Raw genomic sequence first — 25,035 nt, forward strand, 5'->3', positions numbered from 1 at the left:
TGAACGGTCACGCCGAAACGCGTGTTGCCGCTTTGAGTTCCGCAGTCATGTCGCGGGAGCTGGGAAGGGTCGACGGGTCGACCCACTGCGCGCTGTCCCAGAGCCCTGAACGCTGGAAAGCCTTGGGGCAGTGCGCGAATATCTCTTCTACCTCGACGACCACACCGAGCTTGGGCCGTGCCTCCTCGCCCTCGAGCAGGTCGAGGATCTCGGGCGCCACCGTCAGCGTGGCGCGGCCGTTGACCCGGAGTGTGTGCGATGCACCAGGCACCACGAACAGCATTCCGACGTGCGGGTTGGCGAGGACGTTGCGGAAGTTGTCCACTCGCCGGTTGCCCGGACGATCTCCGATCACGAACGTCCGGTCGTCGAGATGCAGCAGAGCGCCGCGCGCATCTCCCCGCGGACTGACGTCGCAGTTGCCGTCGGCATCCGACGTCGCGAAGAGCAGGAAGCGGGCGTCGTCCAGGAACGCTCGGACCCCGAGGGTGACCACGTGCCCGACCTTGGTTCGTACGAGTTCCGACGGCTCGCCGACGAGGTCTTCGAGATCCGGAACCGAGGCGATGGTGGCTGCGAACGCAGCGTCTCGAAGTGCCGACATGCAGTACAGGGTAGCGGGGGAATAGATCGCCTTCGTGGCCGTTACACTCGGCAGCAGTAGTTGACTAAGCAACTAAATCCAGCCGGCGGAAAACCAGCCGACTGCATCGTCGAGGAGCCCACCATGCCCGCTGTCACGGTCGACAACATCCTTGCCCTCCCCCGCATCCCCCTTCCCGACGCCACGGCGGTGGCCCGGCCGGTCAAGACCGTCACCACGGCGCCCACAGGGTTCGAGGGTGAAGGGTTCCCGGTTCGTCGGGCGTTCGCGGGTATCGACCTTTCTTCGCTCGATCCGTTCATTCACATGGACCAGATGGGCGAGGTGAATTACGCGCCCGGTGAGCCGAAGGGAACTCCGTGGCACCCGCACCGTGGTTTCGAGACGGTTACGTACATGATCGACGGGATCATGGAACACAAGGATTCCCACGGCGGCGGCGGAACCATCGGCGGCGGCGACACCCAGTGGATGACGGCCGGTGCGGGCATCCTGCACATCGAAGCGCCGCCGGAGCACCTGGTGATGTCCGGTGGACTGTTCCACGGGGTGCAGTTGTGGGTGAACCTTCCGCGAGCGAACAAACTGGCGACTCCGCGGTACCAGGACATCACGGGCAACAAGGTCGCACTGTTGTCCAGCAGTGACGGCGGAGCGCTGATCCGCGTGATCGCCGGTGACGTGGCAGGACACCCGGGTCCGGGCTCGACGTACACCCCGATCGCGCTCACGCACATCACGGTCGCACCGGGCGCAGCACTGTCCCTCCCGTGGAACCCGGAGTTCAACGCACTGGCTTACGTGCTGGCCGGTTCGGGCACCGTCGGCGGGGACGGATCCGTCGGGAGTGCATCGGCAGGCAGGCCGATCCGCATGGGCCAGACCGCGCTGTTCGGCAGGGGCGACGTCATCGACCTCGCCGCCGATCCGCGTGGAGAGTCGATGGAGATCTTCGTGCTCGGCGGCAAGCCGATCCGTGAGCCCGTCGCGATGGCCGGACCGTTCGTCATGAACACCAAGTCCGAGGTCGTGCAGGCGTTCGAGGACTACCAGGCCGGGCGACTGGGCGCACCGACCGAGTAAAGGATCGTCAGGTGCGGGCGGGCGGCGCCAGTCGTCGTACCGCCCGCATCGGGATCTCCAGCCAGGTAGGCCGGTTGCGCGCTTCGTACACCGCTTCGTAGGCGGCTTTGTCCAACTCGTACGCACCCAGCAGCGCCTCGGTGGCGCGCGGATCCTCCCCGGTCACCGAGGCATACCCCTCGCAGAACGCAGCGGAGTTCTGCTCCACCCACCTCGACGCAACTGCCTCGTCCAGCCCGGCTCCGTCCGGCCCGGCACCATCCACGAGCAGATGGTGTGCGGCGTAGTCGAAGGACCGCAGCATGCCCGCGACGTCCCGCAACGGACTGTCCGGCCGTCGACGTTCCTCCAGCGACTTGGACGGTTCCCCCTCGAAATCGATCAGCAGCCACGTCAGCGGTGTCCGCAGTACCTGACCGAGATGAAGGTCGCCGTGGATGCGTTGCACCGTCGTCTCACCCGAGCGAGCGCGAGCGATCAGTTCACGGGCTGCAGGCAGGCACTCGGCCAACTCCGGCACCACCAGCGCCGCCGCCTCGACCCGCTCGGTGATCTCCTGTACCACCTCGGCTGCCGGACGCCTCGACGTTCCCAACTCCGTCGCCAGATCCGCGTGGACGTGCGCAACGGCCTTGCCCAGTTCGAACGACTCCACCGCGAATCCGTCGGACTCGCCCCCGGCGATCAGATCCGCGACGGACGCAAGGGCAGTCGTCCACCCCTCGGCCGAGTCGACGACGAAATCCTGCGCCATCCCCAGCATCGACAGATCGCCGAACTCTTCCGTCTGAATCCACCCACGCAGCGGCGCGACGTTGCCGCAGCCGGCTTCCGCCAGCGCTCGATGCAGCTCGATATCGGGGTTCACACCCGGTGAAATACGACGAAAAAGCTTGAGCAGCAGCACTTCGCCGAGCACAACCGACGTATTGGACTGTTCTGCACCCAGTACTCGACCGGCCAACCCGGAATCCACCGAATCGTCGGCGAGCGTCTCGAATTCGATGCGCCCGATCGACGCCGAGTCCGCAAGCGCGTCACCGTACAGCGAGATGATCGCCGGATCCCGCAAACCGTCGTACACGACGACGTCGTAATCCGGAAGCGGAAGTTGCCAGGCAGCCACCTCGTCGGGGGCGCTGCTGCGAAACCCCAACGGAACCTGATACCGCTGCACCTGTGGACTCTGCGCGAGCGGAGCGTCGAGCCCGATGTCCACCAGCAGATGCTCGGCCGTCACGTCGGAACGGGCGCCGATGCGCACGCGTTCGACGATGTCGAGGGAAACGACCGGTGTGCCCTTCGCGGCGAACCAACGCTGCTGCGGAATCCAGGTGAGCAGTGCCGTCTCGAGATCCACCGTGGTCACGCCCGTCGACTCGATCATGAAAAGTGTGCCGCCTTCGCTCGGTATGCCCGAAGTTCGATGTGCCCCGCAGTCCGATGTGCACCGCAGTTCGATGTGCACCGCAGTTCGATGCACCCGAACCCTATCGACCCTTACCCGGCGTCGCATTCGCTCACACATGGCCCCTTTCGTCGCGCGAAAGTTATGCGAGGACAGTTCCGAGGTTCGAGCGCGCTCCGTAGAGTGGTCTCATGTCCGCTCCACGACGTAGTCCGCACCAACCCTCGATCCCGCACATCGACATCCATCGCGCCGGTGATCGCCTGAAAACCCGTGTGGCATGGCTGGACTCGAAACATTCCTTCTCCTTCGGCCAGCACTACGACCCGGACAACACCCACCACGGCCTGCTGCTCGTCAACAACGACGACATCGTCTCTCCCGGGCAAGGATTCGACAGCCACCCACACAAGGACATGGAGATCGTGACCTGGGTGACAAAAGGGTCACTGGTTCACCAGGATTCGATCGGACACTCCGGCGTCATCTATCCCGGTCTGGCGCAACGGATGAGCGCAGGCCGCGGCATCATGCATTCCGAGAAGAACGATTCCTGGCGCATCAGCGGTGACACCCACCAGGAGCCGGTCAGATTCGTCCAGATGTGGGTTGTTCCGGACACGCCCGGTCTCGATCCCGGTTACGAGCAACTCGAGGTGGACGACGAATTGTTACGCGGCGGATTGGTACCCGTCGCATCCGGAATGAAGAAGCACGACGGCCACGCCGCGATCAGAATCAATCAGAAGGCGGCAGCACTGCACGTCGCTCGCCTACAACCCGAACGGCCCATCACGCTCCCCGAAGCCCCGTTCCTCCACGTCTTCGTCGCACAGGGCACCGTGCAGGTCGAGGGAGTCGGGGAACTGTACGAAGGGGACGCAGTACGGATGAGCGATTCCGGTGGGCAGCGCATCCAGTCGTACGAACACGCGGAAATCCTGGTCTGGGAAATGCACTCCCGCCTCGGCTTCTGACACGCTGCCTTCGACACCATTCACGCAACCACAACGGGGGGACACCACATGACCTATCCGCCACCTGGAGACCAGCAACCCGGCAATCAGCCGCCCGGTGACTACCCGCCACCGCCCGGTGACTACCCGCGACCGCCCGGCAACTACCCACCACCGGCGAGCGGATATCCCCCGCCACCCGGCAACTACCCGACGGGTGAGTATCAGCCCGGTGGCTACCAGTCGGGGGGCTACCAGTCGGGTGGCTACCAGTCGGGTGGCTACCAGCAGCCCGGGCAGTACCCGCCGTCGACGCCGAAGAACACACTGGGCACGGTGGCGCTCGTCGCGGCGATCATCGGCGTACTGACGTTCTGGTCGGTCGTCGGCGGGATCATTCTCGGCCTGCTTGCGGTGGCGTTGGGGTTCGTGGCGAGATCGCGAGTGAAGAAGGGCGCCGCGACCAACGGAACCGTGTCGTTGGTCGCGATCATTCTGGGTTTCGTCGCTGCAGCGCTGTCCGTTGCGCTGATCGCCTTCGGTGTCAGCTGGTTCAGCAACGTCGGCGGGCAGGAGTTCGTCGACTGCATGAACGACGCAGGCAGCAGCCAGTCCGCCAAGGACCAGTGCAGCGACAGATTCCAGCAGAACATCGAGGACCGATACCGCTAGCGAGTCTCTCCGCACGTCGGTTCCCCTGCCGGGTGCTCACGTGCGGAGGGAACCGATGTCCACGACCTGATTGCCGCCCCGATGCTTCGCCTCGTACATCGCGACGTCGGCCCGGCGCATCAACCCGGTGACGGTCCGAACCGGGTCGGATTCGGTGGGCCGGACATGTGCGAGCCCGACACTGACCGTCAGAGGGCATGCGTCCTGCGGTGAGTGCAGTCGACTGCGCAACCACTCGGCGATCGATCTGGCCTGTTCCAGACTCACCTTGGCGACCACGGCGAACTCCTCACCGCCGGTACGCGCAACGAGCAGATCGTCGACGCGGAGCCGCCGGGCGATGAGCTGCAACGCCACGTCGCCCGCCTGGTGGCCGAACCGGTCGTTGATCGACTTGAACCGGTCGACGTCGATGACCATCACGGACACGTCGGGTGCAGCACCGAGGAACTGAGCGACCTTCTCGTCGAGCCCGCGCCGGTTCTGCAGCCCGGTCAACGGGTCGGTTCTGGCGCCGTCGGCGTCGATCCGAAGACTGAGCAACACCGATTGCAGAAACACCGGCGCCGCGAACATCACCGGCAGCAACACCACCAGCTGCGATACCGCCAGACCGTGGTCTAAGTGCGGGGTCGTCATGATCAGCACGAACATCAGCGCGACGGTGCACGCCGACCATCCGAGATGCATCAACAGCACCCGCGGACTGTGAAAGATCTGCACGTAGACACCGGTGGCGGCCAACAGCGCGCATCCGGGAAACGACATCTGGATCGAGCCGTAGGACAGCAACGCGAGAGTGGTCCCGACGTCGGCGTAGATCACGAACATCAGCGAGCGGTGCTCGTACGGCCACGGCCCGCGAATCCAGAGCAGCCCCAAGGCGAAAGACGAGACGGTTCCACCGATGATCACGGCATCGGCCACCGTCGAGGTGGGAGGAACCGTAGTGAGGTACGTCGTGATGGCGGCGAGGCCGAAACACAAACAGCTCAAACCGACGCCCACCCGGTACGCAGTGAGTGCACCGTGCCCGTCGAAGTAATGGACCATCCAGTCGTAGCTGTAGGACTGACGCCACCATCTGCGCAGAAACGTCACCAGCACGTCTCCTTTGCGCCCGAATTTGGAACCAACTCCGCGGTCCGGTTGCGAGAGATGGTAACCGCTCGGGCTCAACCACGAAGATCGCGGTGCTCGAAGGCGACGACCCCGGCCACGAGGCCGACTGCCGACACGGCAACGAGCCACACCAGTGGCACCACCTCGACGGCACCGCCGGGAAGATGCGGCAGGTGCGTGAACGGAGACAGATCGAGCACCAGCTGGGGAAGACCGACCACCGTTCCCACCTGCCCCAGCATCACGAACACAGCCAACAGACCCCAGACGGCCGCCGAGAACCGAGGGACGAACCCGAACAGAACGATGCCCGACGCCGTCAGGACCCACACTGCGGGCAGTTGGCTCACCGCCCCGGCGAGCACTCCCGGCAGCACCGACCGGACGTCGCCCACCGACATCCCGTACGGAACCCCTGCCGCGAAGCCGACGACCGTCATCGCGACGGCCGGGCCACCGAGCGCGAACACGAGTGTGCTCACCAGCCACCGAGTGCGCCCGACACTCCCGGCCAGTACCACCTCCGCGATCGACGACTCCTCGTCGGCGTGCACGCACAACACCGACGAGATGGACATGGCCGCCGCACCGATTCCGAGGATGCTCAGGGCCGTCGCCAGGAACGAGTCGACCAGAGAGGACCCACCGAACTTGCTCAGCGCGTCGCCGATTGCCGCGCTTTCACCCAGCTGGCCCTGCACGCTGTCCGCCGCACTGCCCAGCACGGCCGCGATCACCGCGAGTCCGACGGTCCACGCCAGCAGGGTGCCGCGTTGCGCGCGCCACGCCAAGCCGAACACACCCTGCATCGACGTTGACGGCTTGCCGTCGCGCACCGCCACCAGACCGGCGCCCAGGTCACGCCGAAGTGCCAGCGCGAACGCGAGCCCGGCTGCGACCGTCGCCGCTGCAGCGGGGAGCACCAGTACCCACCACCGTTCGTCGGCGAACGGTCGTACCTGTGACGACCACCCGATCGGCGACAGCCACGACAGCGTCCCGGAAGACCCTGAAGTTCCTGACGCTCCCGCAACACCGACGGCCCGCAGCACGAACGCCGCCGCCAGCACCGAGATCGCATAACCGCGCGCCGCACGCGCGTTGGAGCCGACCTGCGCGGCAACGGCAGAGACCCCGACGAACACGACGCCCACCGCGGCGATCGACAGCCCGAACGCGACGCTGCCGCCCACCGGGAATCCCGAGGCCGCGAGCGCTGTCGCGGCGATCGCCGCCGTCAGCACCACACCCGTCGTCGCCAAGGCCATCGCCGCACACAGCCCGGCGCGTCGGCCGATCGCCGTCGAACCCACCAGCTCGGTGCGGCCTGTGTCTTCTTCCGCCCGGGTGTGCCGGACGACCGTCAGCAGCGCTGCGAGAGGGACGAGCGTCAACAGAATTCCGGAGCGCCAGGTCACCAGCGCGCCCAGATCGTCGCCGAAGATCGGTCCGACCAACGCCAGCTCGGCGGGTGTGTGTGCGGTTGCCTCGTAGAACGCCTGCCGATCTGCCGCCGTCGGGTAGAGGCCTTCGAAACTGACGGCGTAGAGCAACGGCACCAAGCCGATGGCAAGCACCCACAGCGGCAGGATCACCCGGTCGCGTCGGGCGAACAACCGGAGCAGCGCCGCCGTCCCGTTCACGACTGCGCCGCGTAGTACTTCAGGAACAGGTCCTCCAGCGTGGGCGGCGAGCTGACGATGCTGGTGATCCCCAGCGCAGCCAGCCTCGTCATCAACTCCGGCAGTTCAGCGGACGTCACCCGGCAGGTCAGGCGGTGCCCGTCGACCTCGATCACGCCGGGCACACCGGCATTGGGCAGACCAGCATCGGGCAGGGTCTCGACGACGACGGTGACCGTCGTGTGCGTCAGATGCCTCATGTCCTTCAGCGATCCCGTGTCGACCGTTCTGCCCTCACGGATGATCGTCACTCGCTCGCACAGCTTCTCGACCTCCGACAGGATGTGCGAGGACAGCAGCACCGTCGCGCCGCGGGCCGACGCGTCGGCGACGCATTCGGCGAAGACCTGCTCCATGAGCGGGTCCAGACCGGATGTGGGCTCGTCGAGCAGAAGCAGTTCTGCGTTCGACGAGAACGCCGAGACGAGCGCGACCTTCTGGCGGTTTCCCTTGGAGTACGTGCGGGTCTTCTTCGTCGGATCGAGCGAGAACCGCTCCAGCAGGTCCGCACGTCGCCGTGGATCGAGGCCACCGCGCATCCGCGCGAGGACGTCGATCACCTCACCACCGGTCAACGACGGCCACTGCGTGACGTCCCCCGGAACGTACGCCAGGCGGCGATGCAACTCCACCGAGTCGGCCCAGGGGTCCTTCCCGAACACCGACACCTCCCCGGAGGTGGCACGAACGAGCCCCAGCAACACGCGGATGGTGGTCGATTTTCCCGCACCGTTCGGTCCGAGAAAGCCGTGCACTTCGCCCTGCTCGACACTCAGATCCAGGCCCGCCAGGGCGAGCGACGCGCCGAAGGTCTTCCGCAGTTCCTTGACGTGCACCACCATGGACGAGCTCCTGCCTCTGCAGTCACGACTCGAAGGCCACTTTCTGGCGATGAGTGTAAAGATGGAATGCATGACAGTTGTGGATTCTGGACAGGCGAACTCTGGTATCGACCTCAGCTACACGGACGCGGGCACTCGCGCGCAGGACGATCTGTTCGTTCACGTCAACGGCAAATGGCTGGACGAGTACGCCATTCCTGCGGACCGGGCCGTCGACGGCGCGTTTCGGACGCTGTACGACAAGGCGGAAGAGGACGTACGCACGATCATCCAGGAGAGCGCGGCGTCGCACCCCCCGGTCGGAACCGACGCACAGAAGATCGGTGACCTCTACTCGAGTTTCCTCGATGCCGACGCCGTCGAGGAAGCCGGCCTGACGCCCATCGCCGACGAGCTCGCTGCCGTCGCCGATGCGGGTGACCTGGTCACCCTCGCCGAGGTACTCGGTTCGTTGCAGCGCACCGGGATCGGCGGCGCCATCGGCCACTACGTCGACACCGACGCCAAGGATTCCTCCCGATACCTCGTGCATTTCTCGCAGTCCGGCATCGGTCTGCCCGACGAGTCGTACTACCGCGAGGAGGGGTACGCCGACATCCGCGACGCCTACGTCGCGCACATCGAGAAGATGTTCTCGATCGCCGGGCTCTCCTACGACGCCCGGAAGGTCGTCGACCTCGAGAAGAAGCTCGCCGCGGGCCACTGGGACGTCGTCGCGCGTCGTGACGCGGAGAAGAGCTACAACCTGGTCGACTTCGACACTCTCGTGAAGAACGAACCCGGATTCAACTGGACCGCATGGATTTCCGGACTCGGCGGTACCACGGAGCAGTTCGCCGAGATCGTCGTGCGGCAGCCTCCGTTCCTGTCCACGTTCACCGGACTGTGGGTGTCCGAGGACATCGAGGACTGGAAAGCGTGGCTCGCCTGGCGCATCGTGCACGGCCGTGCGCCGTACCTGACTGCCGCGCTGGTCGACGAGAACTTCGCGTTCTACGGAAAGAAGCTGAGCGGCACCGAGGAGAACCGGGAGCGCTGGAAGCGCGGTGTCTCGCTGGTGCAGGACCTGCTCGGCGAGTCCGTCGGCAAGCTCTACGTCGAGCGTCACTTCCCCGCGGATGCCAAGGCGCGCATGGAGGTTCTCGTCGCGAATCTGCGTGAGGCCTACCGTCGCAACATCACCGATCTCGAGTGGATGAGCCCGGAGACCAGGCAGAAGGCACTGGACAAGCTCGAGAAGTTCACCCCGAAGATCGGGTACCCGGATCGCTGGCGCGACTACTCCGCCGTGGAGATCGACGCGAGCGACCTGGTGGGCAACTACCGACGCGGATACGTCGCCGAATACCAACGTGATCTGGACAAGCTCGGCGGCGAGGTGGATCGCGACGAGTGGTTCATGACGCCGCAGACCGTGAACGCGTACTACAACCCCGGCCTCAACGAGATCGTCTTTCCCGCAGCGATTCTCCAGCCCCCGTTCTTCGACTCCGGTGCCGACGACGCCGCGAACTACGGTGGAATCGGAGCCGTCATCGGCCACGAGATCGGCCACGGTTTCGACGACCAGGGCGCCAAGTACGACGGCGACGGCAACCTCGTGGACTGGTGGACCGATTCGGACAGAACCGAATTCGGCAAGCGCACCACCGCGCTGATCGACCAGTACAACCAGTTCGAACCGAAAGCGCTCCCCGGCCACAAGGTCAACGGCGAGTTCACGATCGGTGAGAACATCGGCGACCTCGGTGGCCTGTCCATCGCTGTCGCCGCGTACAAGATCGCGCTGGACGGCAAGGACGCTCCGGTGCTCGACGGGCTGACCGGTCTGCAGCGAGTGTTCTTCGGCTGGTCGCAGGTATGGCGAACGAAGGCACGCGACGAGGAGGCGATTCGCAGGCTTGCGGTCGATCCGCACTCGCCGCCCGAGTTCCGCTGCAACGGCGTAGTGCGCAATCTGGACAGTTTTCACGAAGCGTTCGATGTGAAGCCGGGCGATGCGTTGTACTTGGATCCACAGGAGCGGGTCAGGATCTGGTAACCACGTGAGTGGAAATGTAGTGCCTTCGGGTCGCTCCGCAGGCTCCGCTCCTGCCCCCTGGCCTACATTTCCACTCACAACGGAGGGGGACGACGTGAAGAACAGAATCAGGTGGATCGCAGCACACGGTCTCGTGCGGTACGGGGCCAAGAAGGCCGCCAAGGCCGGTGACCTGCAGGCCAAGCTGGTCGTCGATCCGGAGACCCGCGCGAATCCGCGGCAGGTGTTCGAGAAGATTCGCGCCACCGGTCCCCTCGTCAAGACGCGAATCTCCAACATCACGGTCACCCACCGCGTGGTCCACGACCTGCTGCGCTCGGACGACCTCCGAGTCACCGAGATCGGCGCCAGCCTGCCGAGTCCGCTTCGGTGGATCGAGAAGCGAACCAGGTCCAAGGCTCTTCATCCGCTGAAACCGCCCTCCCTGCTGTCGGTCGAACCGCCCGAGCACACCCGGTACCGAAAGCTCGTGACCTCGGTGTTCACCCCTCGTGCGGTCGCCCGTATGCGAGAGATGGTGCAGGAGAAGGCCGACAGTCTGCTCACCGAGCTCGCCGCGGCAGGTCCACAGGTGGACATCGTGCACGAGTACTGCGCGCAGCTGCCCGTCGCCGTCATCAGCACCATCCTCGGAGTCCCCGACGAGGACCGGCAACGGGTGCTCGAATTCGGGGAGATGGCCGCCCCGAGCCTGGACATCGGGCTGTCCTGGGAGCAGTTCAACCGCGTCGAGGACGGCCTGGCGCAGTTCGACGCCTGGCTTGCCGGGCACCTCGCGGAACTGCGCCGCAACCCCGGCGACGACCTGATGAGCCAGCTGATCAGGGCCGAGGAGGACGGCGTCGGACTCGACGACGAAGAACTGCGGGCAACGGCGGGCCTCGTACTCGCAGCGGGCTTCGAAACGACCGTGAACCTACTCGGCAGCGGGATCCGGCTCCTGCTCGACAACCCGGACCAACTCGAGATTCTGCGCAACGACCCGTCGCACTGGCCGACGGCCGTCGACGAGATGCTCCGGCTGGAATCCCCGGTGCAGCTCACCGCCCGCATGGCACGGCACGACGTGACGATCGAAGGCGTCCCCATCTCCGAAGGGTCGCTGGTGATTCTGGTCCTGGCCGGCGCCAACCGCGACCCCGATGTCTTCGACGACCCGTACCGCTTCGACGTCACCCGAGCCAACGCAGGTAAGCATCTTTCGTTCTCCGGCGGCAGGCACTACTGCCTCGGCGCGTCCTTGGCGAAGGCGGAAACCGAAGTCGGCCTGAAGACCCTCTTCGACAAATTCCCTCACCTGCGGCTGGCAGGTGAGGGAATTCGCCGCGACACCCGAGTCCTGCACGGCTGGGCGTCGCTGCCGGTGGATCTGGGGCAGCCCGCTACAGCCGATCACCCGTCGTAGCGGAGAAGAAGAACACCTCGTCGAGCTTCGGGACGAGCCGAACGGTCTCGGCCAACCCGACGGACAACCGGCGGTCGACGCGTACCGACACCCGGCCGGACTGCGTGCTCCAGTCCGAACCGAGCGGTGGAGCGCCGTACAGGAACGACTCGGCGCCCAGCTCCTCGATCAGTTCGACCGCCACCGCAACAGCCCCAACCCCCTTCCCGACGAGATCCCACGACTGCGCCGATGATCGTTCCCGCAAGCTCCACGACTGCGCCGATGATCGTTCCCGCAAGCTCCACGATTCCGGCCGGATTCCGACCGTCACGCGGGGATCCTGCGTGGGAACAGGGATGCGCACGTCGCCGACCACGGCGGCGCCGTCGACGACCGGGGCGTCGATCAGGTTCATCCCGGGCGAGCCGATGAACGACGCGACGAACGTGTTGACGGGGTTGTCGTACAGCTCCCGCGGCGACGCGATCTGCTGCAACTTGCCTGCCTGCAGTACCGCGACTCGGTCACCCATCGTCATGGCCTCGACCTGATCGTGCGTCACGTACACCGTCGTGGTGCCGAGCCGCTTCTGCAATCCGGCGATCTGCGCCCGGGTACTGACGCGCAGTTTGGCGTCGAGGTTGGACAGCGGCTCGTCCATGCAGAACACCTTGGGCTGCCGGACGATCGCACGGCCCATCGCCACCCGCTGACGCTGACCACCCGACAGCTTGCCGGGTTTACGGTTCAGCAGGGGCTCGAGTTCCAGCATCTTCGCCGCGTCGAGCACACGAGCAGCTGTGTCCGCCTTGCTCATTCCCGCGTTGCGGAGCGCGAAACCCATGTTGTCCCCGACGGTCATGTTGGGGTACAGCGCGTAGTTCTGGAACACCATCGCCACGTCCCGCTCACGAGGAGCGAGCGACGTGACGTCGACGCCGCCGATGTCGATGTGGCCGCTCTCGACCGATTCCAGACCGGCCAGCATCCGCAGGCTCGTCGATTTGCCGCACCCCGACGGGCCGACGAGAACGATGAATTCACCGTCGGCGATGTCGAGTTCGAGCGAGTCGACGGCCAGCGTGTCCGCCCCCGGGTAGCGGTGCGATACGCCCGCGTAGTGAACCCCTGCCATTACGACGGGAGGTTCGGGGTGATCTGGCGGTCGATGATCTGCTGCAGCTGATCCTGAACACCGGCGAACGTCGTTGCGACATCGGCATTCTGCAACGCGATCTGCTCGAGGCCCGTGCCGATGATCTTGTCACCACCGGGAACGAAGACACGTGCGTAGTCCTGCGACCGCGTCCGAGCGAGCTGGTCGACGGCCGTCTTGGCGTTCGGATTGGCGGCGAGGAACTCGATCTCGCTCGGATCCTCCTGCGCGGACTTACGGACCGGCATGTACCCGGTGTTCTGCGAGAAGTACGACGTACTCGCTGCATTGGTGAAGAAGTCGATGAACTTCAGCGCATTGACCTTGCGCTCCTCCGAGATCTTCGACGGGATGGCGAGGCCGGCTCCACCCGTCGGGCAGCCCGGTTGTCCGTCGGCTGCAGGCAGGAATGCCGTGCCGAAGTCGAACGCCGCGTTCTGGGTGATGCCGGACAGGTCGCCGGTGGACGCGATCGTCGACGCGATGATTCCCGCACCGAAGTCGTTGGCGATGTCGTTGGAGACGGCCGCGTACTTCTTGGTGTGGATCATGTCCTTGAGGAACTGGCCGGCGGCGATGGTGTTGGGGTCGTCGAACTTCAGGGTGAAGCCGTCGGAGTACGCACCACCGAACGTCCAGATGGGGCCCTCGAATGTCCACCCCAGGTAGTCCACCGCATTGCCCCAGCCGTGGGCCAGCTTGCCACCCCCGACGACGGCTTGGATGCGCGGGCCCCACTCGTCGAATTCCTGCCAGCTGGCCGGTCCGCGATCCGGAAGTCCCGCCTGCGCCCAGACATCCTTGTTGTAGTAGAACAGCGGGGTCGAGCGTGCGTACGGCAGCGCCCAGTGGTTGCCGTTCCAGTTGTAGTCCGCAAGAAGGGAATCGACGTAGTCGCTGGAATCCACACCCGCGGCGGAGAAGTGCTGATCGAGCGGCTCGATGGCGCCGGTGAGCGCGAAGTTGAACCACCACACGTCGGAGAGGACCACCACGTCGGGGACGTCGTTGCCGGACAGCGAGGCGTTGAACTTCTGCGCCACTTCCTCGTAGTTCTTGCCACCATCGATGAGATTGACCGTCAGACCGGGGTTCTCGGCCTGGAAGCGGGAGATGAGCTCGCGCTCGAACTCCTGCGACTTGCCGGGGTGGCTGGACCAGAAGTTGATGGTGTTCGCGTCGCCCGAACCTTCGGATCCGGACGAGCTGGTTCCCGGGCTGCTGCACGCAGCCAGGGCGGCGGCAGCAGCCGCTGCACCGGTGAGCGTGAGGAATCCGCGGCGATTGATGTTGGCCATGTGTTTCTTTCTCCTGAAGAGGTAGAGCGAATCAACCTTTGACCGCACCGGAGGTGAGGCCTTTGATCATGTGGCGTTGCAGGGCAAGGAAAACGACGAGAATCGGAAGGATGGTCAGGATGGTCGCCGCCATCACTGCGCCCCAGTTCGTGTATCCCTCACTGTTCTGCAGAAGCGTCAGGCCCACCGGTAGCGGTGCGACGGACGAATCGTCGGACATCAGGAACGGCCAGAGGTACTCGTTCCACTCGTTCACGATCGTGATGATCGCGAACGCCACCATGGTCGGTCCGGACAGTGGGAGCACCACCCGGAACAGCAGCCGGAAAGGGCCTGCTCCGTCCATTCGTGCCGCTTCGATGATCTCGGCGGGCAGCGACAGAAAGTGATTGCGCATCAGGAAGGTCCCGAAAGCGACGCCGGCAAGCGGGATAATGATGCCCTGGAATGTGTTTCGCCATCCCAACTCGGAGATCAGCGAGTAGTTGGAGATGACGGTGATCTGATTGGGCACCATGAGGGCGGCGATGATCACCAGGAACACGATGTTCTTGCCGGGGAATCGCAGGAACACCAAGCCGTATGCACTGAGAACGCCGAGAACGAACTTGATCGATGCCACGACACTGGTGATGATCACCGAATTGCGCAGGTACGTGAAGAACGGAACCTCCGTCGTCGCCTCGGTGTAGTTCTCCGGCCGGAAGGAACCCGGCCACCAGGTGACGGGTTGGACGTAGATGTCGCCGCGTTCCTTGAACGAGGTGACGAGGATCCAGAACAGCGGCAGCCCGATCATCAACAGCACGAGAACCATTGCAATGTAACCGAACACCGTCGACAGGCTGCGCTGCCGCTGTGGATCCTTCGGTGCACTACGAGGCGCCTGGGAGGTGTCGGGTTTCGATGTCACGGTCATCGCTGATCGTCTCGATCCATGATGCGAACCTGCACGAGCGTGACGATCAGGAGGATCACGAACATGATCGTCGCGACCGTCGCACCGTAACCCGCTCGGAAGTTGCGGAAAGTCTCCTCGTACACCTGGAAGACCATCGTCGTGGTGCCGTTGCCGAGCGGCCCACCTCGGGTCATGACGTTGATGATGTCGAAGACCTGCAGCGAGTTCAGGAGCACGGTGATGGACAGGAAGAACGTCGTCGGACGCAGTTGCGGCAGCAGAACTTTGCGAAACGTCGTCCACTTCGACGCGCGGTCGATCTCGGCGGCCTCCATCAACTCCTTGCGTGTCCCCTGCAGCGCGGCGAGGTAGATGACGAAGGTGTAGCCGAGGTTCTTCCACAGGTAGGTCACCGTGATCATGAACAGTGCCCACGTGGGGTCCTGATAGAAGTCCGGTGACGAGAATCCGATGCGCTGCAGCAGATCCTGCACCAGGCCGAAGTTGGGGTCGAACACGAACTGGAAGGCGATACCGATCGCCGCGCCGGAGATCACGAACGGCGCGAACACGGCAGACCGAACGAAATTGCGGCCCCGTAGCTTTCGGTCCAGAAGTATGGCCAGCACCAGGCCGAGTACCAGTGAACCGACGACGGCGGCAATGGTGAAGATGACGGTGTTGGACACGATGGTCCACGTGTCGTCCCGCGAGAACCATTCTCGATAGTTCGCGAATCCGATGAACGTCGACGTAGGCGAGGACAGATTCCAGTCGTAGAAGCTGAACTGGAAATTCTCGACGAGCGGCCGGTAGGTGAACACCACCAGCAGGGCCAGGTTGGGCCCCAGCAGAATCAGGAAGAGTGCGTAATCACTCCACGGTCTGCCGAAGAACGATTTCCGGCGTGCTGTGGGCAGCACTCGTTCCGTTGTAGTACTCACTGCGGGGACTGTGCTCACCTACCGAGAACGGTTGGTGAACGAATCCCTAACTCAGTCGGTCGTCGAAAAGAAAACAACCCACTGTGGGGGGCTAACGGTTCCAGTCCCCCAGGCCGTCGGAGCCGCTGAGGGTGCCGCCTGCCGTGCCGGTGACGACGACGGGGTCACCCTTCTGCGAGTTCTCGAAGAACCACTTGCCGTCCTCGGTGCTCACGTTGAGGCAGCCGTGGCTGACGTTCTCGTAGCCCTGGGAATCCACCGACCATGGTGCTGCGTGGACGAAGATGCCGCTGTACGAAATACGTGTGGCGTACTCGACGTAGGTGCGGTATCCCTCGGGGGAATCCACCGGCACTCCGTAGGTCGAGGAGTCCATGTACATCTCGCGGACACGTTCGCCGACGATGTAGGTGCCGTTCGGTGTCTCGTGACCGGGCTTGCCGAACGAGGTGGGCATGGTCCTGACGACCTCACCGTTGCGGGTGACGGTGATGGTCTTGGTGGCGTCGTCGGCTGTGGTGATCACCGAGTCGCCGGTGGAGAAGTCCGCGCGTGAACCGCCGGCCTCGACGGTCACCTGGGTGTGCGCCGGGTAGAACTCGTTGGGCAACCACCGCACCTGGGTGTCGTTGATCCAGTAGAAGTGGCCGTCGACGGATGGGCTCGTGGTGACCCGAATGGCGGCCTCGGCGGCGCCGCGGTCCGCAATGGCCTCGTTGAACCGAATGGCGATGGGCTGCGCGACTCCGACGACCTCGCCGTTGGGCGTGATCGACGGATCGGAGAAGTTGGCGGGCGCGAGGCGCTGGATCTGCGGTTCAGGAACAACAGGAAGAACCTGATCGGATGATCCGACGCCGGGGATTTCGGGGCCGCCGGGCCACAACGGCGCTGCGGTGGCGGGCGATACCAGGGTGGCCGCACCGACGGCCGCGATCACCGCTGTCAGAGAGATGCGTGTGACAGTTCGACGAAATGCCATGAGTATTCCGATCCATCCTTCTGTGCTGTGCAGGCTTCTGCTGGGCGCCCGTGCTGTGCCGGCGCGCGACGTCCTCGCCGCAATTAACACACACCCGTACCACCGAGTGCCAATCGTCGCGGTGACTGCACGGTCATTCTGCAGGCTGACCGAGGAGTCCCGCTTTCTTCGCCGCCGACCGTACTTGAAATGCAGATACGACGAACAGGACGCCGAACAGTACCGCGAATACGCCGATCAACCACACAATGCTCAGAATGCCGCTGACCGGGGAGAACACCAGTACGAGGCCGAACAGGAGCTCGACGATGCCGGCGAACAGAAGCATTCCCCAGTGAGATGCGCCCGGCGATGTGCCTGCGACCTTTCGCAGGCGGATGGATCCGGCTATTTCGAGAATTCCACCCATGATCGCCCAGATACCGATGACGAAAACAGCTGCGAGTGCGGTGATGCCCGGCCAGACGAACGCCACGATTCCGGCGACGAGCGAGACGACGCCGCCGAGCAGCCACCACACCCATCCGGATTCGACGCGGCGCGACTGGACGGCTCGGATGATCGCGGAGATGCCGTCGACGATCGCGTAGGCACCGAAGACGACGACGAGTGCCCAGACGGTGACGCCGGGCCACACGAGGGCCACGATGCCGAAGATCACGGCGACGATGCCCCTGAGCAGCACCGCCCACCACAGGTCCTTGCCGATCCTCAGCAACGCATCGGCCCCGTCGCGTTCAGAGAATTCGTAGCGTCCCGAAGGCTCGGTGGTCACGTCGGTTCTCCCTCGTTCATCGCAGTAAATAGCGGTTGTCGACGCCTCACGGCATCGAGGTCCAGGTGGTGGACCCGTCGGAAACACAGATCTGGCCGGTGCTGAGGTTGACGGCGAATCCGGCGCCCGCCTGGCAGCTGACGCCTTCGGCAACTGTTCCGACGAACGTCTGTCCCCTCGTCAGCGACAACGCAAACGCGAGAGCGCCTGGATCGGGAGAGACGATCGACACGGAGTCCCCGCCGATCGACACGGCGCCGACGGTGCCCGCCGTCGTTTCCGCGGCGGCCACCCCACCGGACCGGGCGACGGACAGCGCGGATCCGCCCGCGTCGGCGCGGGCGAAAGACACCGCGTCGAGTGCGTGTGCGAGAGCGCGGGAGAACTCGTCGACGGTCGATCCGCACGCAGCGGTGCCGTCCACGACGACGGTGTCGACGCCGGGTCGCGCTGTGCACGACAACTCGGCGGCCGACGCGTGCGACGGCGACACGAGAGCCACCGCTGCTCCAGCGAGGACGCAGCCCGTGGGCAGCGCTGTCGATCGATATCGCCAGTATCCGCCGAACCCTGCCACCGGAGCACCTTTCTGTGAGCGTGATCGGAGATCGTATGTTTGGATTGTGCCACTACGGGGGACCATCTAGCGGGTCTATCCGACCCGTCAGTTCTCCGTCGAGCCACCGGCGGCTCACACAATGCCGCCTCCGACGCCTGTACGAATCGTTGCCCCTGGTCACCGCGGCCCGGGGCCTGTTCTCTCGTATGGGGACGGAACGGCTTCCGCGGATGGGGGTCGAAGTGTTCGACAAGCAAGCGCCGATCGAGCGCGCTGTGGTGGTTGTGCCGGTTCACAACGAGGAAGCACTTCTGGACTCGTGCCTGTCTGCGCTGGTCAGGTCGTGTGAGCAGGTCGACATCGACGTCGACCTCGTCGTGGTTCTCGATTCCTGCACCGACACGTCCGCCGATATCGCCGCGACGTGGGCCGACAAGGTCGACGCGACCGTCCTCACCGTCGCGCGACGCAACGTCGGAGCAGCCCGCGCAGCCGGTTTCCTGTCGGCCACCGGACCAGCAGGCCGAGCACAGGACAACACCTGGTTCGCGACGACGGATGCCGACAGCACCGTCGGACTGGAGTGGATCTCATCGCACCTCGCTCACGCAGCGCAGGGTGCGCACGCCGTGGCGGGGACCGTCGTCACCGAGCTGGATTCGCCCGCGTTGACTCTGGTGTACGACGCCGGCTACCGCCACACGTCCGGCCATCGCCACGTGCACGGCACCAATCTCGGACTGCGCGCGGATTTGTACTGGACCGTCGGCGGATTCGGCGCACTGACCACCGGCGAGGACGTCGACCTGATGGCTCGGGTCGAACGCGCGGGCGTACCGGTTCTGTACTCGTGCGATTCGCCCGTGCTGACGTCGTCGAGGCGCTCCGGCCGGGCACCCGACGGGTTTGCCGCTCACCTGCAGGATCTCGAATTGGCCATCGCCCGATGACGGTCGACGGTAGCTCGCTCGTCGAGCGTCTCAAGCGATTCGTCGCCGACGAGGCACCTGGAATGCCGCTCCCCGGTTCGGGTTTCACCGACACTCGCTGGTTGACGCTCGCCGGGCTCGGCCGCGAGGACACGGTTCTCGGGCGTCTGGCCGAGGGCCACGCCGACGCAGTGGCCATTCTCGCCGAACTGGGTGGCCCTGCTCCGAGCCGCGGGCAGATCTGGGGTGTCTGGGCGGCGGAACCACCGTCGCCGGTGCTCGAGGCGGCGCAGGGCAAGAACGGGTGGAAGCTCACCGGCGTCAAACCGTGGTGCTCGGGCGCTCATATCGTCACGAATGCCCTCGTCACCGCCCGCGTCGGAGATCGATCGCGGTTGTTCGCCGTCGACATGACCCAGGACTGGTGCTCGCCGATTCCCAACACGTGGCACGCCGTCGGCATGTCTCGAAGCGATTCCGGGACAGTGCGTTTCGACGGTGCGCACGCCGTTCCCGTCGGCGAAGTCGGGTCGTATGTCGAACGCCCGGGCTTCTGGCATGGTGGGCTCGGCGTGGCAGCGGTGTGGTTCGGCAGTGCCTGCGCTGTCGCCGACACGTTGCACGCGGCAGCGCAGTCGAGCTCCGATCCGCACACCATGGCTCATCTCGGCGCCGTGGCGGCATCGCTCGGCGCCGCGTCGGCCGCGTTGACCACCGCCGCTGCGGAGATCGACGCCGATCCGACCGACTCGGAGGCCCGCGGCAGCACCAGGGCACGGACCGTCCGCGCGATCGTCGAGAGCGCCGCTACCGACACCATCGACCGCGTGGGCCGCGCGCTGGGCGCCGCCCCGCTGTGCGCGAACGGTGAGCATGCACGCCGCGTCGCCGATCTGACCGTTTTTCTACGCCAGAGCCATGCCGAGCGCGATCTCGCAGCGCTGGGCCAGGAGATCGCGAAGGAAGAGTCGCCATGGTAGCCGCCGCCGAACACACCGACACGCAGGAAACCAGAACGTTCGACACCGTCGACCCGGGCACACCGCTCGAGGTGTGGCAGCAGTGGACACCGTCGTTCCCGCCACTCGATCTCGGTCGATGCCGCGAGATGATCGTCGTCGCGCCCCATCCCGACGACGAAGTGCTCGGTGTCGGTGGCCTGATGTCGCTCGCCGCCGCGTCGGGCATCCGGGTGTCCGTCGTGGCCGTCACCGACGGCGGCGCGTCGCATCCCGGGTCTCCGACGATGTCCGAGGCGCAACTGATCGACGAGCGGCCGCGTGAAGCGAGGCGCGCTCTGACCGAACTCGGTCTCGACGTCGACCCGATCCGGCTCGGCTTTCCCGACGGCGACGTCGCCGCGCACGAGGACGAGCTCGCGCGGGCGCTCACCGAGCTGTTGTCCGGTGGACAGGGCACCTGGTGCCTGACGCCGTGGCGCGGCGATCGTCATCCCGATCACGAGGCGACGGCGCGGGCATGCCTGACGGCGTCGAGACGCGTCGGGATCGCGGTGCTCGAGTACCCGGTGTGGATGTGGCACTGGGCGTGGCCGGATCATCCCGAGGTTCCCTGGGGTCGCGCGCTGGGGATCACTCTGGACGATCGCACTGCCCAGGCGAAAAAAGCCGCGGCACACCGGTTCACGTCTCAGATCCAGGATCTGTCGGACGATCCCGCCGACCGGGCGGTACTTCCGCCGCACATTCTGGCGCGTTTGCTTCGATCCGAGGAGGTGGTGTTCGCATGACGGACGGCACTCTGCAGAAGGACTATTTCGACGACGTCTACGACGGCAACGTCGATCCGTTCCGGCTGGGCGACAACTGGTACGAGGAGCGTAAATACGCTCTGACGTTGGCTGCGCTGACCGAACCGCGATATCGCCGCGCGCTCGAACCGGGCTGTTCCGTCGGAATACTGACCGAGAAGCTGTCCAGCCGCTGCGACGACCTGACGTCCACCGACATCGTCACCTCGGCGCTGGAGACCACCAGGGCTCGTCTCGACGCGCGCACCGGCGAGTCCAGCGGCCGGGTGCAGCTGCGCGAATGGTCGCTCACGGACTCGTGGGACGAGTTCGACGAGATCGGCCCGTTCGATCTGATCGTGCTCAGCGAGGTCGGGTACTACCTCGGCCCTGCTGACCTACGCGCTGCCCTGGGCAAGGCAGTGGCGCATCTCGAGCCGGGAGGCACGCTCCTCGCGGTGCACTGGCGACACCTCGTCGCAGACTATCCACAGACCGGTGACCAGGTGCACGACGCCATCGGAGCCACCGACGGACTGGTCCGTATGGGCGGTTACGTCGACGAAGATGTGATACTCGAAGTGTTCGCTGCGGAGTCGTCCGCACGGAGCGAGTCGGCGGAGCCGACCGGAAGACCGGAATCGGTCGCACGACGTGAGGGTTTGATATGAGTGGGACTGAGATGAGCGACAGAATGACCAGCGGTGAGACCGCGACGCGCACCTATCGCGGCGGCGCACTCGAGGATCTGCTCGGACCGGACAGTCTGCACACCGACTTCGCCCCCATCGTCGACCTGATGACCCGTGAGGTGATCGGTTACGAAGCCATCGTCATGGGACCCGAGGATTCGGCGTTCCGCGAGCCTGCGGCCCTCGCGTCCGCGGCGCGGGCGATGGACATGACCGTCGACCTCGACCTCGTTCGCTGGGCCGGCGCCGTCGAGGGTGCCGCACGCCTCGATTCGCTTCAGGGTCTGCCGCTGTTCATCGCCATCGACCCGGACACACTGCCGTACCTCCCCGACCGCGGAGACGTCGACGCAGGTTCCGCCGTCCTGCAGCTGGACGAGACCTCACTGATTCGTCGACCCGCGCAGTTGCTGCGCGCGGTGGCCGACGTCCGCAAGCTCGGATGGGCAATCGCCGTCGACCATGTCGGTGTGAAGCCGGAATCGCTGGCACTGCTGCCGCTCCTCGAACCCGACGTGGTCAAACTCGATCGCAGCTTGATCACCCAGCGTCCGAGCCGGTTCACCGCCCGAGTCGTCAACGCCGTCGCCGCGTACACCGAACGCACGGGCGCGATCGTCATGGCGGAAGGAATCGACACCGAGGACGCCGTCGGGACCGCCATCGCGCTGGGCGCACGCGTCGGGCAGGGCCGGTTCTTCACCGAGCAGAACCCCGTTCCGGTGGAGCCGTCGAAGCGACTGTCACCGTTGGATTTCCGCACGTCACCCGAGCGCGGCTCGCTTCCACGTTCCTCGCCGTACCAACTGGCCGCGGCGGGACGCGATTCCAAGCCGTCGACCAAGCGTCTTCTGGTGGAGGTCAGCAAGGGGCTGGAGTCCATTGCCGGCCAGAGCCTGCAGACCGCCGTCATCCTCGGCTCGTTCGAGAGCCGGGAACATTTCACGCCGCTGACCGCACGTCGCTGGGAGGTCATGGCGACGAGGGCAGCCCTCGTCGGCGCACTCGCCGCGGGCATCGATCCCGAGCCCGCGCCGCGCGTGCGCGGAGCGGACCTCGACCCCGACGACCCGGTACGGCTCGAATGGGTGGTGGTGGTGCTGTCGCCGCACTTCTCGGCGGTACTGGCGGCCAAGGACATGGGAGATACCGGACCGGACATGAACCGGCGATTCTCCTACGTCCTGAGCCACGACCCGCAGCTGACGGTCGACTGCGCGCGAAGTCTGCTGCTGCGGCTTCCGGTGGAACGTACCGGGCTCTGACCGATACCGATCAGCCTTCGGCCTTCTTTTTCGTTCCTGCAGGCTCCACGGCCCTCTTCCGCGTCGCTCCTGGCTCCACTCCTGTGTAGCTCTCGGCGTCGGCGACGACCTTGCCTGCCAGTTCGGCCAGACGCGTGTTGGTCTCCTGCGAGAGTCTGGAGAGCAGCGCGAACGCCTCCTGAGCACCCAACTTGTAGCGCTCCATCAGCATGCCCTTGGCCTGGCCGATGATGTCGCGTGAGGTCAGCGCGGCACGAATCTGCTGTTCCTCCTTGGCGCTGGAGAACGCGATGGCAGCGTGCGCGGCGAACAGCGAGCCGATCGACTCGGCGTCCTCCCCGAACGCGTCGTGACGGGTGGAGTGCAGGTTGAGCGCACCGAAGTTGTAGCCCTCGACGTACAGCTGGAAGCAGATCATGCTGCGCACTCCCAGCGCCGACGCGGCGGCAGCGAACCGTGGCCAGCGTCGGTCGGAATCCATGTCGTCGATCCGGATGGTCCGCTGCTCGACGGCCGACTCCAGGCACGGCCCTTCGCCGATCTGCTGCTGAATTGCGTCGCACTGACCGGCGAGGTCACCGGTCAGTGCGGCGCTGTGGACGAATTTGCCGCGGAGCACCGTCGTGATGCTCGCTGCTTCGGCGGCCGGGACGTTCATGACGGCCGATTCGGTGATGGCCGCCAGTGTCCGGTCGGGGTCTCCGTGCTCGCGGCGAAGTTCCCTGGCCACCGCCGCCAGGCGCTGACTCAGATCGAAGTCGGCTCCGGTCGTCGTGGTGACGTCCGCGCCGAGAACCTGCTCACTGATGAGAACCACCTCCGCCGAGATTTTACGACTCAGAGTTCGCTGGGCGCGATGAGCTGGTGCACGTATCGCATTTTGTCCAGCACTGTGGGCGGCAACACGAACGGGTACAGATCCTGGTGGCCCATCGAGCGGTTGATCTGGTTGAGCGCCCAGGACAACGGTAGCCACCACTCCACGATCTGGTCGAAGCCGACGTCGCCCGGCAGTGGGCTGTCCAGCGTCGATCCGGCCGGGGCCATACCGAAGGCTGCCGCGGTGTCGAGCGTGTCACGAATGTGCAGGTAGTGGGCGAACGTCTCGGCCCAGTCCTCCGCCGGGTGCATCGTCGCGTAGGACGAGACGTAATCGTCCTCCCAGTTCTCCGGCGCACCCTCGTTGTAGTGCCGGTCCAGGGCGGCCTGATAGTCGGTGTCCGGGTCGCCGAACAGTTCCTCGAACCGCGGTCGGTGTTCGCCCGTTCCGACGAGGACCATCTGGAAGTAATGGCCGATCTCGTGCCGGAAGTGTCCGACGAGAGTGCGGTACGGCTCGGACATCGACACTCGGAGCTGTTCGCGGTGGACGTCGTCGCCCTCCGCCAGGTCGAGCGTCACCAGTCCGTTGGCGTGGCCGGTCATCACCTGCGTGTTGGCGCTCGACAGCAGGTCGAATGCGAGACCGGTCTCCGGGTCCTTGTCACGCCCGTCGATCGGGAGACCCAGCTCGGTGAGCTCGAGGATGACCCGACGCTTGTTCGTCTCCGCGTCGGCGTAGGCGACCATCGCGTCGACGTCGTCGTCCGCGGGGCGCGTCCTGGTGAGTCGGCACGAGAAGCAGAGTTCCTCGCCGGTCGAGGTGTCGACGAGCCAGTTGCACCTGGCCGTGCTCAGGTTGGCGCACACCTTCCAGGTGACATCGACATCGCTGCCGGGTGTGGTGATGTCGATCTCGGCGGCGCCGTCACCGTCCGTGTCCGGGAGCGGCAGCAGGGCGCGGGTGGGAAGGTGGAATCCCAGCGCACTGTGGCAGCTGAGGCACAGCGAATTCTCGAAGGAGAGTTTCTGACCGCATTTGCGGCAGATCAAAGCACGCATGATCCCGACTTTCATTGCTCAGGTGCCTTGGTCGACTTCAGGCCCACCAATGCTCGACTGCGAATATGACGGTATCCCGTCGGTTTCGGTACGTCGGAGATAACAG

At 65.4% G+C, this 25,035-nt stretch carries 24 protein-coding genes; 10 read left to right on the forward strand and 14 right to left on the reverse strand.

The genetic code is table 11. The features are described from left to right. Positions 1 to 7: 7 nt before the first annotated feature. Positions 8 to 604 (reverse strand): MSMEG_1061 family FMN-dependent PPOX-type flavoprotein, encoded by a 597-nt coding sequence (locus tag CH292_RS11780; protein ID WP_094654810.1) that lies wholly within the window; start codon positions 602 to 604, stop codon positions 8 to 10. A 123-nt stretch (positions 605 to 727) separates the two neighbouring features. Between CH292_RS11780 and CH292_RS11785 the strand changes: the two genes are divergently transcribed. Beyond that, on the forward strand, positions 728 to 1,687 hold the full coding sequence (locus tag CH292_RS11785; RefSeq protein WP_020112398.1) for a pirin family protein: 960 nt from the start codon (positions 728 to 730) through the stop codon (positions 1,685 to 1,687). A 7-nt stretch (positions 1,688 to 1,694) separates the two neighbouring features. On the opposite strand, the gene CH292_RS11790 is transcribed toward CH292_RS11785, so the two are convergent. After that, positions 1,695 to 3,074 (reverse strand): hypothetical protein, encoded by a 1,380-nt coding sequence (locus tag CH292_RS11790; protein WP_033189951.1) that lies wholly within the window; start codon positions 3,072 to 3,074, stop codon positions 1,695 to 1,697. A gap of 212 nt (positions 3,075 to 3,286) precedes the next feature. Between CH292_RS11790 and CH292_RS11795 the strand changes: the two genes are divergently transcribed. Beyond that, positions 3,287 to 4,072: a pirin-like bicupin family protein gene (locus CH292_RS11795; protein WP_037139933.1), complete on the forward strand. Its 786-nt coding sequence runs from the start codon at positions 3,287 to 3,289 to the stop codon at positions 4,070 to 4,072. Positions 4,073 to 4,120: 48 nt separating this feature from the next. Further along, complete coding sequence (locus CH292_RS29335) at positions 4,121 to 4,723, forward strand: DUF4190 domain-containing protein (protein ID WP_256978056.1); 603 nt, start codon at positions 4,121 to 4,123, stop codon at positions 4,721 to 4,723. 36 nt (positions 4,724 to 4,759) lie between these two features. Here CH292_RS29335 and CH292_RS11805 read toward each other — a convergent pair whose 3' ends face one another. From CH292_RS11805 to CH292_RS11815, 3 genes are all read right to left on the reverse strand, one after another. Then, positions 4,760 to 5,824 (reverse strand): GGDEF domain-containing protein, encoded by a 1,065-nt coding sequence (locus tag CH292_RS11805; protein WP_256978057.1) that lies wholly within the window; start codon positions 5,822 to 5,824, stop codon positions 4,760 to 4,762. A gap of 74 nt (positions 5,825 to 5,898) precedes the next feature. Beyond that, positions 5,899 to 7,488, reverse strand: coding sequence for an ABC transporter permease (locus CH292_RS11810; RefSeq protein ID WP_094654811.1), 1,590 nt, complete (start codon positions 7,486 to 7,488; stop codon positions 5,899 to 5,901). Further along, the gene (locus tag CH292_RS11815; RefSeq protein WP_094654812.1) at positions 7,485 to 8,369 is read right to left on the reverse strand and encodes an ABC transporter ATP-binding protein; all 885 of its coding nucleotides are present in this window, start codon (positions 8,367 to 8,369) and stop codon (positions 7,485 to 7,487) included. Before CH292_RS11815 ends, CH292_RS11810 begins: the two co-directional genes overlap by 4 nt. Positions 8,370 to 8,430: 61 nt before the next feature. On the opposite strand from CH292_RS11815, the gene CH292_RS11820 reads away from it, so the two are divergent. Then, positions 8,431 to 10,410, forward strand: a complete 1,980-nt coding sequence (locus CH292_RS11820; RefSeq protein ID WP_371828337.1) for a M13 family metallopeptidase — start codon at positions 8,431 to 8,433, stop codon at positions 10,408 to 10,410. Between the two features lie 94 nt (positions 10,411 to 10,504). After that, on the forward strand, positions 10,505 to 11,815 hold the full coding sequence (locus tag CH292_RS11825; RefSeq protein ID WP_037184036.1) for a cytochrome P450: 1,311 nt from the start codon (positions 10,505 to 10,507) through the stop codon (positions 11,813 to 11,815). Here the strand turns inward: CH292_RS11825 and CH292_RS11830 are convergent. From CH292_RS11830 to CH292_RS11860, 7 genes are all read right to left on the reverse strand, one after another. Further along, complete coding sequence (locus CH292_RS11830) at positions 11,793 to 12,932, reverse strand: ABC transporter ATP-binding protein (RefSeq protein WP_094654813.1); 1,140 nt, start codon at positions 12,930 to 12,932, stop codon at positions 11,793 to 11,795. The genes CH292_RS11825 and CH292_RS11830 overlap by 23 nt on opposite strands. After that, entirely contained in the window at positions 12,932 to 14,251 is a 1,320-nt protein-coding gene (locus CH292_RS11835) for an ABC transporter substrate-binding protein (protein ID WP_019666897.1), read from the reverse strand. Before CH292_RS11835 ends, CH292_RS11830 begins: the two co-directional genes overlap by 1 nt. Positions 14,252 to 14,282: 31 nt before the next feature. Next, entirely contained in the window at positions 14,283 to 15,170 is an 888-nt protein-coding gene (locus CH292_RS11840; protein ID WP_019666898.1) for a carbohydrate ABC transporter permease, read from the reverse strand. Beyond that, positions 15,167 to 16,075 (reverse strand): carbohydrate ABC transporter permease, encoded by a 909-nt coding sequence (locus CH292_RS11845; RefSeq protein ID WP_019666899.1) that lies wholly within the window; start codon positions 16,073 to 16,075, stop codon positions 15,167 to 15,169. The genes CH292_RS11840 and CH292_RS11845 overlap by 4 nt, the downstream gene beginning before the upstream one ends. 112 nt (positions 16,076 to 16,187) lie before the next feature. Further along, positions 16,188 to 17,078 carry a L,D-transpeptidase gene (locus CH292_RS11850; protein ID WP_020112410.1) on the reverse strand — a complete coding sequence of 297 codons (891 nt, stop codon included), beginning with the start codon at positions 17,076 to 17,078 and terminating at the stop codon, positions 16,188 to 16,190. Positions 17,079 to 17,211: 133 nt separating this feature from the next. Continuing rightward, the gene (locus CH292_RS11855; protein ID WP_094654974.1) at positions 17,212 to 17,883 is read right to left on the reverse strand and encodes an HdeD family acid-resistance protein; all 672 of its coding nucleotides are present in this window, start codon (positions 17,881 to 17,883) and stop codon (positions 17,212 to 17,214) included. 16 nt (positions 17,884 to 17,899) lie between these two features. Beyond that, a complete protein-coding gene (locus tag CH292_RS11860) occupies positions 17,900 to 18,430 on the reverse strand; it encodes a DUF6764 family protein (protein WP_094654814.1) in 531 nt (176 codons plus the stop codon). 224 nt (positions 18,431 to 18,654) lie between these two features. Here CH292_RS11860 and CH292_RS11865 point away from each other — a divergent pair, with 224 nt between their 5' ends. Genes CH292_RS11865 through CH292_RS11885 form a run of 5 tightly spaced genes read left to right on the forward strand, consistent with a single transcriptional unit; the run spans position 18,655 to position 23,048 of the window. Further along, a complete protein-coding gene (locus CH292_RS11865) occupies positions 18,655 to 19,362 on the forward strand; it encodes a glycosyltransferase family 2 protein (RefSeq protein WP_371828327.1) in 708 nt (235 codons plus the stop codon). Continuing rightward, entirely contained in the window at positions 19,359 to 20,321 is a 963-nt protein-coding gene (locus CH292_RS11870) for an acyl-CoA/acyl-ACP dehydrogenase (RefSeq protein WP_037139952.1), read from the forward strand. The genes CH292_RS11865 and CH292_RS11870 overlap by 4 nt, the downstream gene beginning before the upstream one ends. After that, positions 20,315 to 21,091 (forward strand): PIG-L deacetylase family protein, encoded by a 777-nt coding sequence (locus CH292_RS11875; protein WP_019666905.1) that lies wholly within the window; start codon positions 20,315 to 20,317, stop codon positions 21,089 to 21,091. Before CH292_RS11870 ends, CH292_RS11875 begins: the two co-directional genes overlap by 7 nt. Next, positions 21,088 to 21,762, forward strand: coding sequence for an SAM-dependent methyltransferase (locus CH292_RS11880; RefSeq protein WP_094654815.1), 675 nt, complete (start codon positions 21,088 to 21,090; stop codon positions 21,760 to 21,762). The genes CH292_RS11875 and CH292_RS11880 overlap by 4 nt, the downstream gene beginning before the upstream one ends. 11 nt (positions 21,763 to 21,773) lie before the next feature. Continuing rightward, a complete protein-coding gene (locus CH292_RS11885; protein WP_020112413.1) occupies positions 21,774 to 23,048 on the forward strand; it encodes an EAL domain-containing protein in 1,275 nt (424 codons plus the stop codon). Positions 23,049 to 23,058: 10 nt separating this feature from the next. On the opposite strand, the gene CH292_RS11890 is transcribed toward CH292_RS11885, so the two are convergent. Continuing rightward, positions 23,059 to 23,865, reverse strand: a complete 807-nt coding sequence (locus tag CH292_RS11890) for a GAF and ANTAR domain-containing protein (protein WP_094654816.1) — start codon at positions 23,863 to 23,865, stop codon at positions 23,059 to 23,061. A 20-nt stretch (positions 23,866 to 23,885) separates the two neighbouring features. Then, entirely contained in the window at positions 23,886 to 24,929 is a 1,044-nt protein-coding gene (locus CH292_RS11895; RefSeq protein WP_026348104.1) for a putative zinc-binding metallopeptidase, read from the reverse strand. Between the last annotated feature and the right edge of the window lie 106 nt (positions 24,930 to 25,035).

Origin of the sequence: Rhodococcus sp. 14-2470-1a, from assembly GCF_002259425.1 — a bacterium.
GTDB lineage: Bacteria > Actinomycetota > Actinomycetes > Mycobacteriales > Mycobacteriaceae > Rhodococcoides > Rhodococcoides fascians_E.

Excerpts from the sequence above, each read along its gene's own strand:
- CH292_RS11830 (WP_094654813.1), bottom strand. The coding sequence starts at position 12,932 with ATGGCAGGGGTTCACTACGCGGGCGTATCGCACCGCTACCCGGGGGCG.
- CH292_RS11780 (WP_094654810.1), bottom strand. The coding sequence starts at position 604 with ATGTCGGCACTTCGAGACGCTGCGTTCGCAGCCACCATCGCCTCGGTT.
- CH292_RS11795 (WP_037139933.1), top strand. The coding sequence starts at position 3,287 with ATGTCCGCTCCACGACGTAGTCCGCACCAACCCTCGATCCCGCACATC.
- CH292_RS11880 (WP_094654815.1), top strand. The coding sequence starts at position 21,088 with ATGACGGACGGCACTCTGCAGAAGGACTATTTCGACGACGTCTACGAC.
- CH292_RS11895 (WP_026348104.1), bottom strand. The coding sequence starts at position 24,929 with ATGCGTGCTTTGATCTGCCGCAAATGCGGTCAGAAACTCTCCTTCGAG.
- CH292_RS11790 (WP_033189951.1), bottom strand. The coding sequence starts at position 3,074 with ATGATCGAGTCGACGGGCGTGACCACGGTGGATCTCGAGACGGCACTG.
- CH292_RS11820 (WP_371828337.1), top strand. The coding sequence starts at position 8,431 with ATGGAATGCATGACAGTTGTGGATTCTGGACAGGCGAACTCTGGTATC.
- CH292_RS11885 (WP_020112413.1), top strand. The coding sequence starts at position 21,774 with ATGAGCGACAGAATGACCAGCGGTGAGACCGCGACGCGCACCTATCGC.
- CH292_RS11840 (WP_019666898.1), bottom strand. The coding sequence starts at position 15,170 with ATGACCGTGACATCGAAACCCGACACCTCCCAGGCGCCTCGTAGTGCA.
- CH292_RS29335 (WP_256978056.1), top strand. The coding sequence starts at position 4,121 with ATGACCTATCCGCCACCTGGAGACCAGCAACCCGGCAATCAGCCGCCC.
- CH292_RS11870 (WP_037139952.1), top strand. The coding sequence starts at position 19,359 with ATGACGGTCGACGGTAGCTCGCTCGTCGAGCGTCTCAAGCGATTCGTC.
- CH292_RS11850 (WP_020112410.1), bottom strand. The coding sequence starts at position 17,078 with ATGGCATTTCGTCGAACTGTCACACGCATCTCTCTGACAGCGGTGATC.
- CH292_RS11875 (WP_019666905.1), top strand. The coding sequence starts at position 20,315 with ATGGTAGCCGCCGCCGAACACACCGACACGCAGGAAACCAGAACGTTC.
- CH292_RS11815 (WP_094654812.1), bottom strand. The coding sequence starts at position 8,369 with ATGGTGGTGCACGTCAAGGAACTGCGGAAGACCTTCGGCGCGTCGCTC.
- CH292_RS11835 (WP_019666897.1), bottom strand. The coding sequence starts at position 14,251 with ATGGCCAACATCAATCGCCGCGGATTCCTCACGCTCACCGGTGCAGCG.
- CH292_RS11785 (WP_020112398.1), top strand. The coding sequence starts at position 728 with ATGCCCGCTGTCACGGTCGACAACATCCTTGCCCTCCCCCGCATCCCC.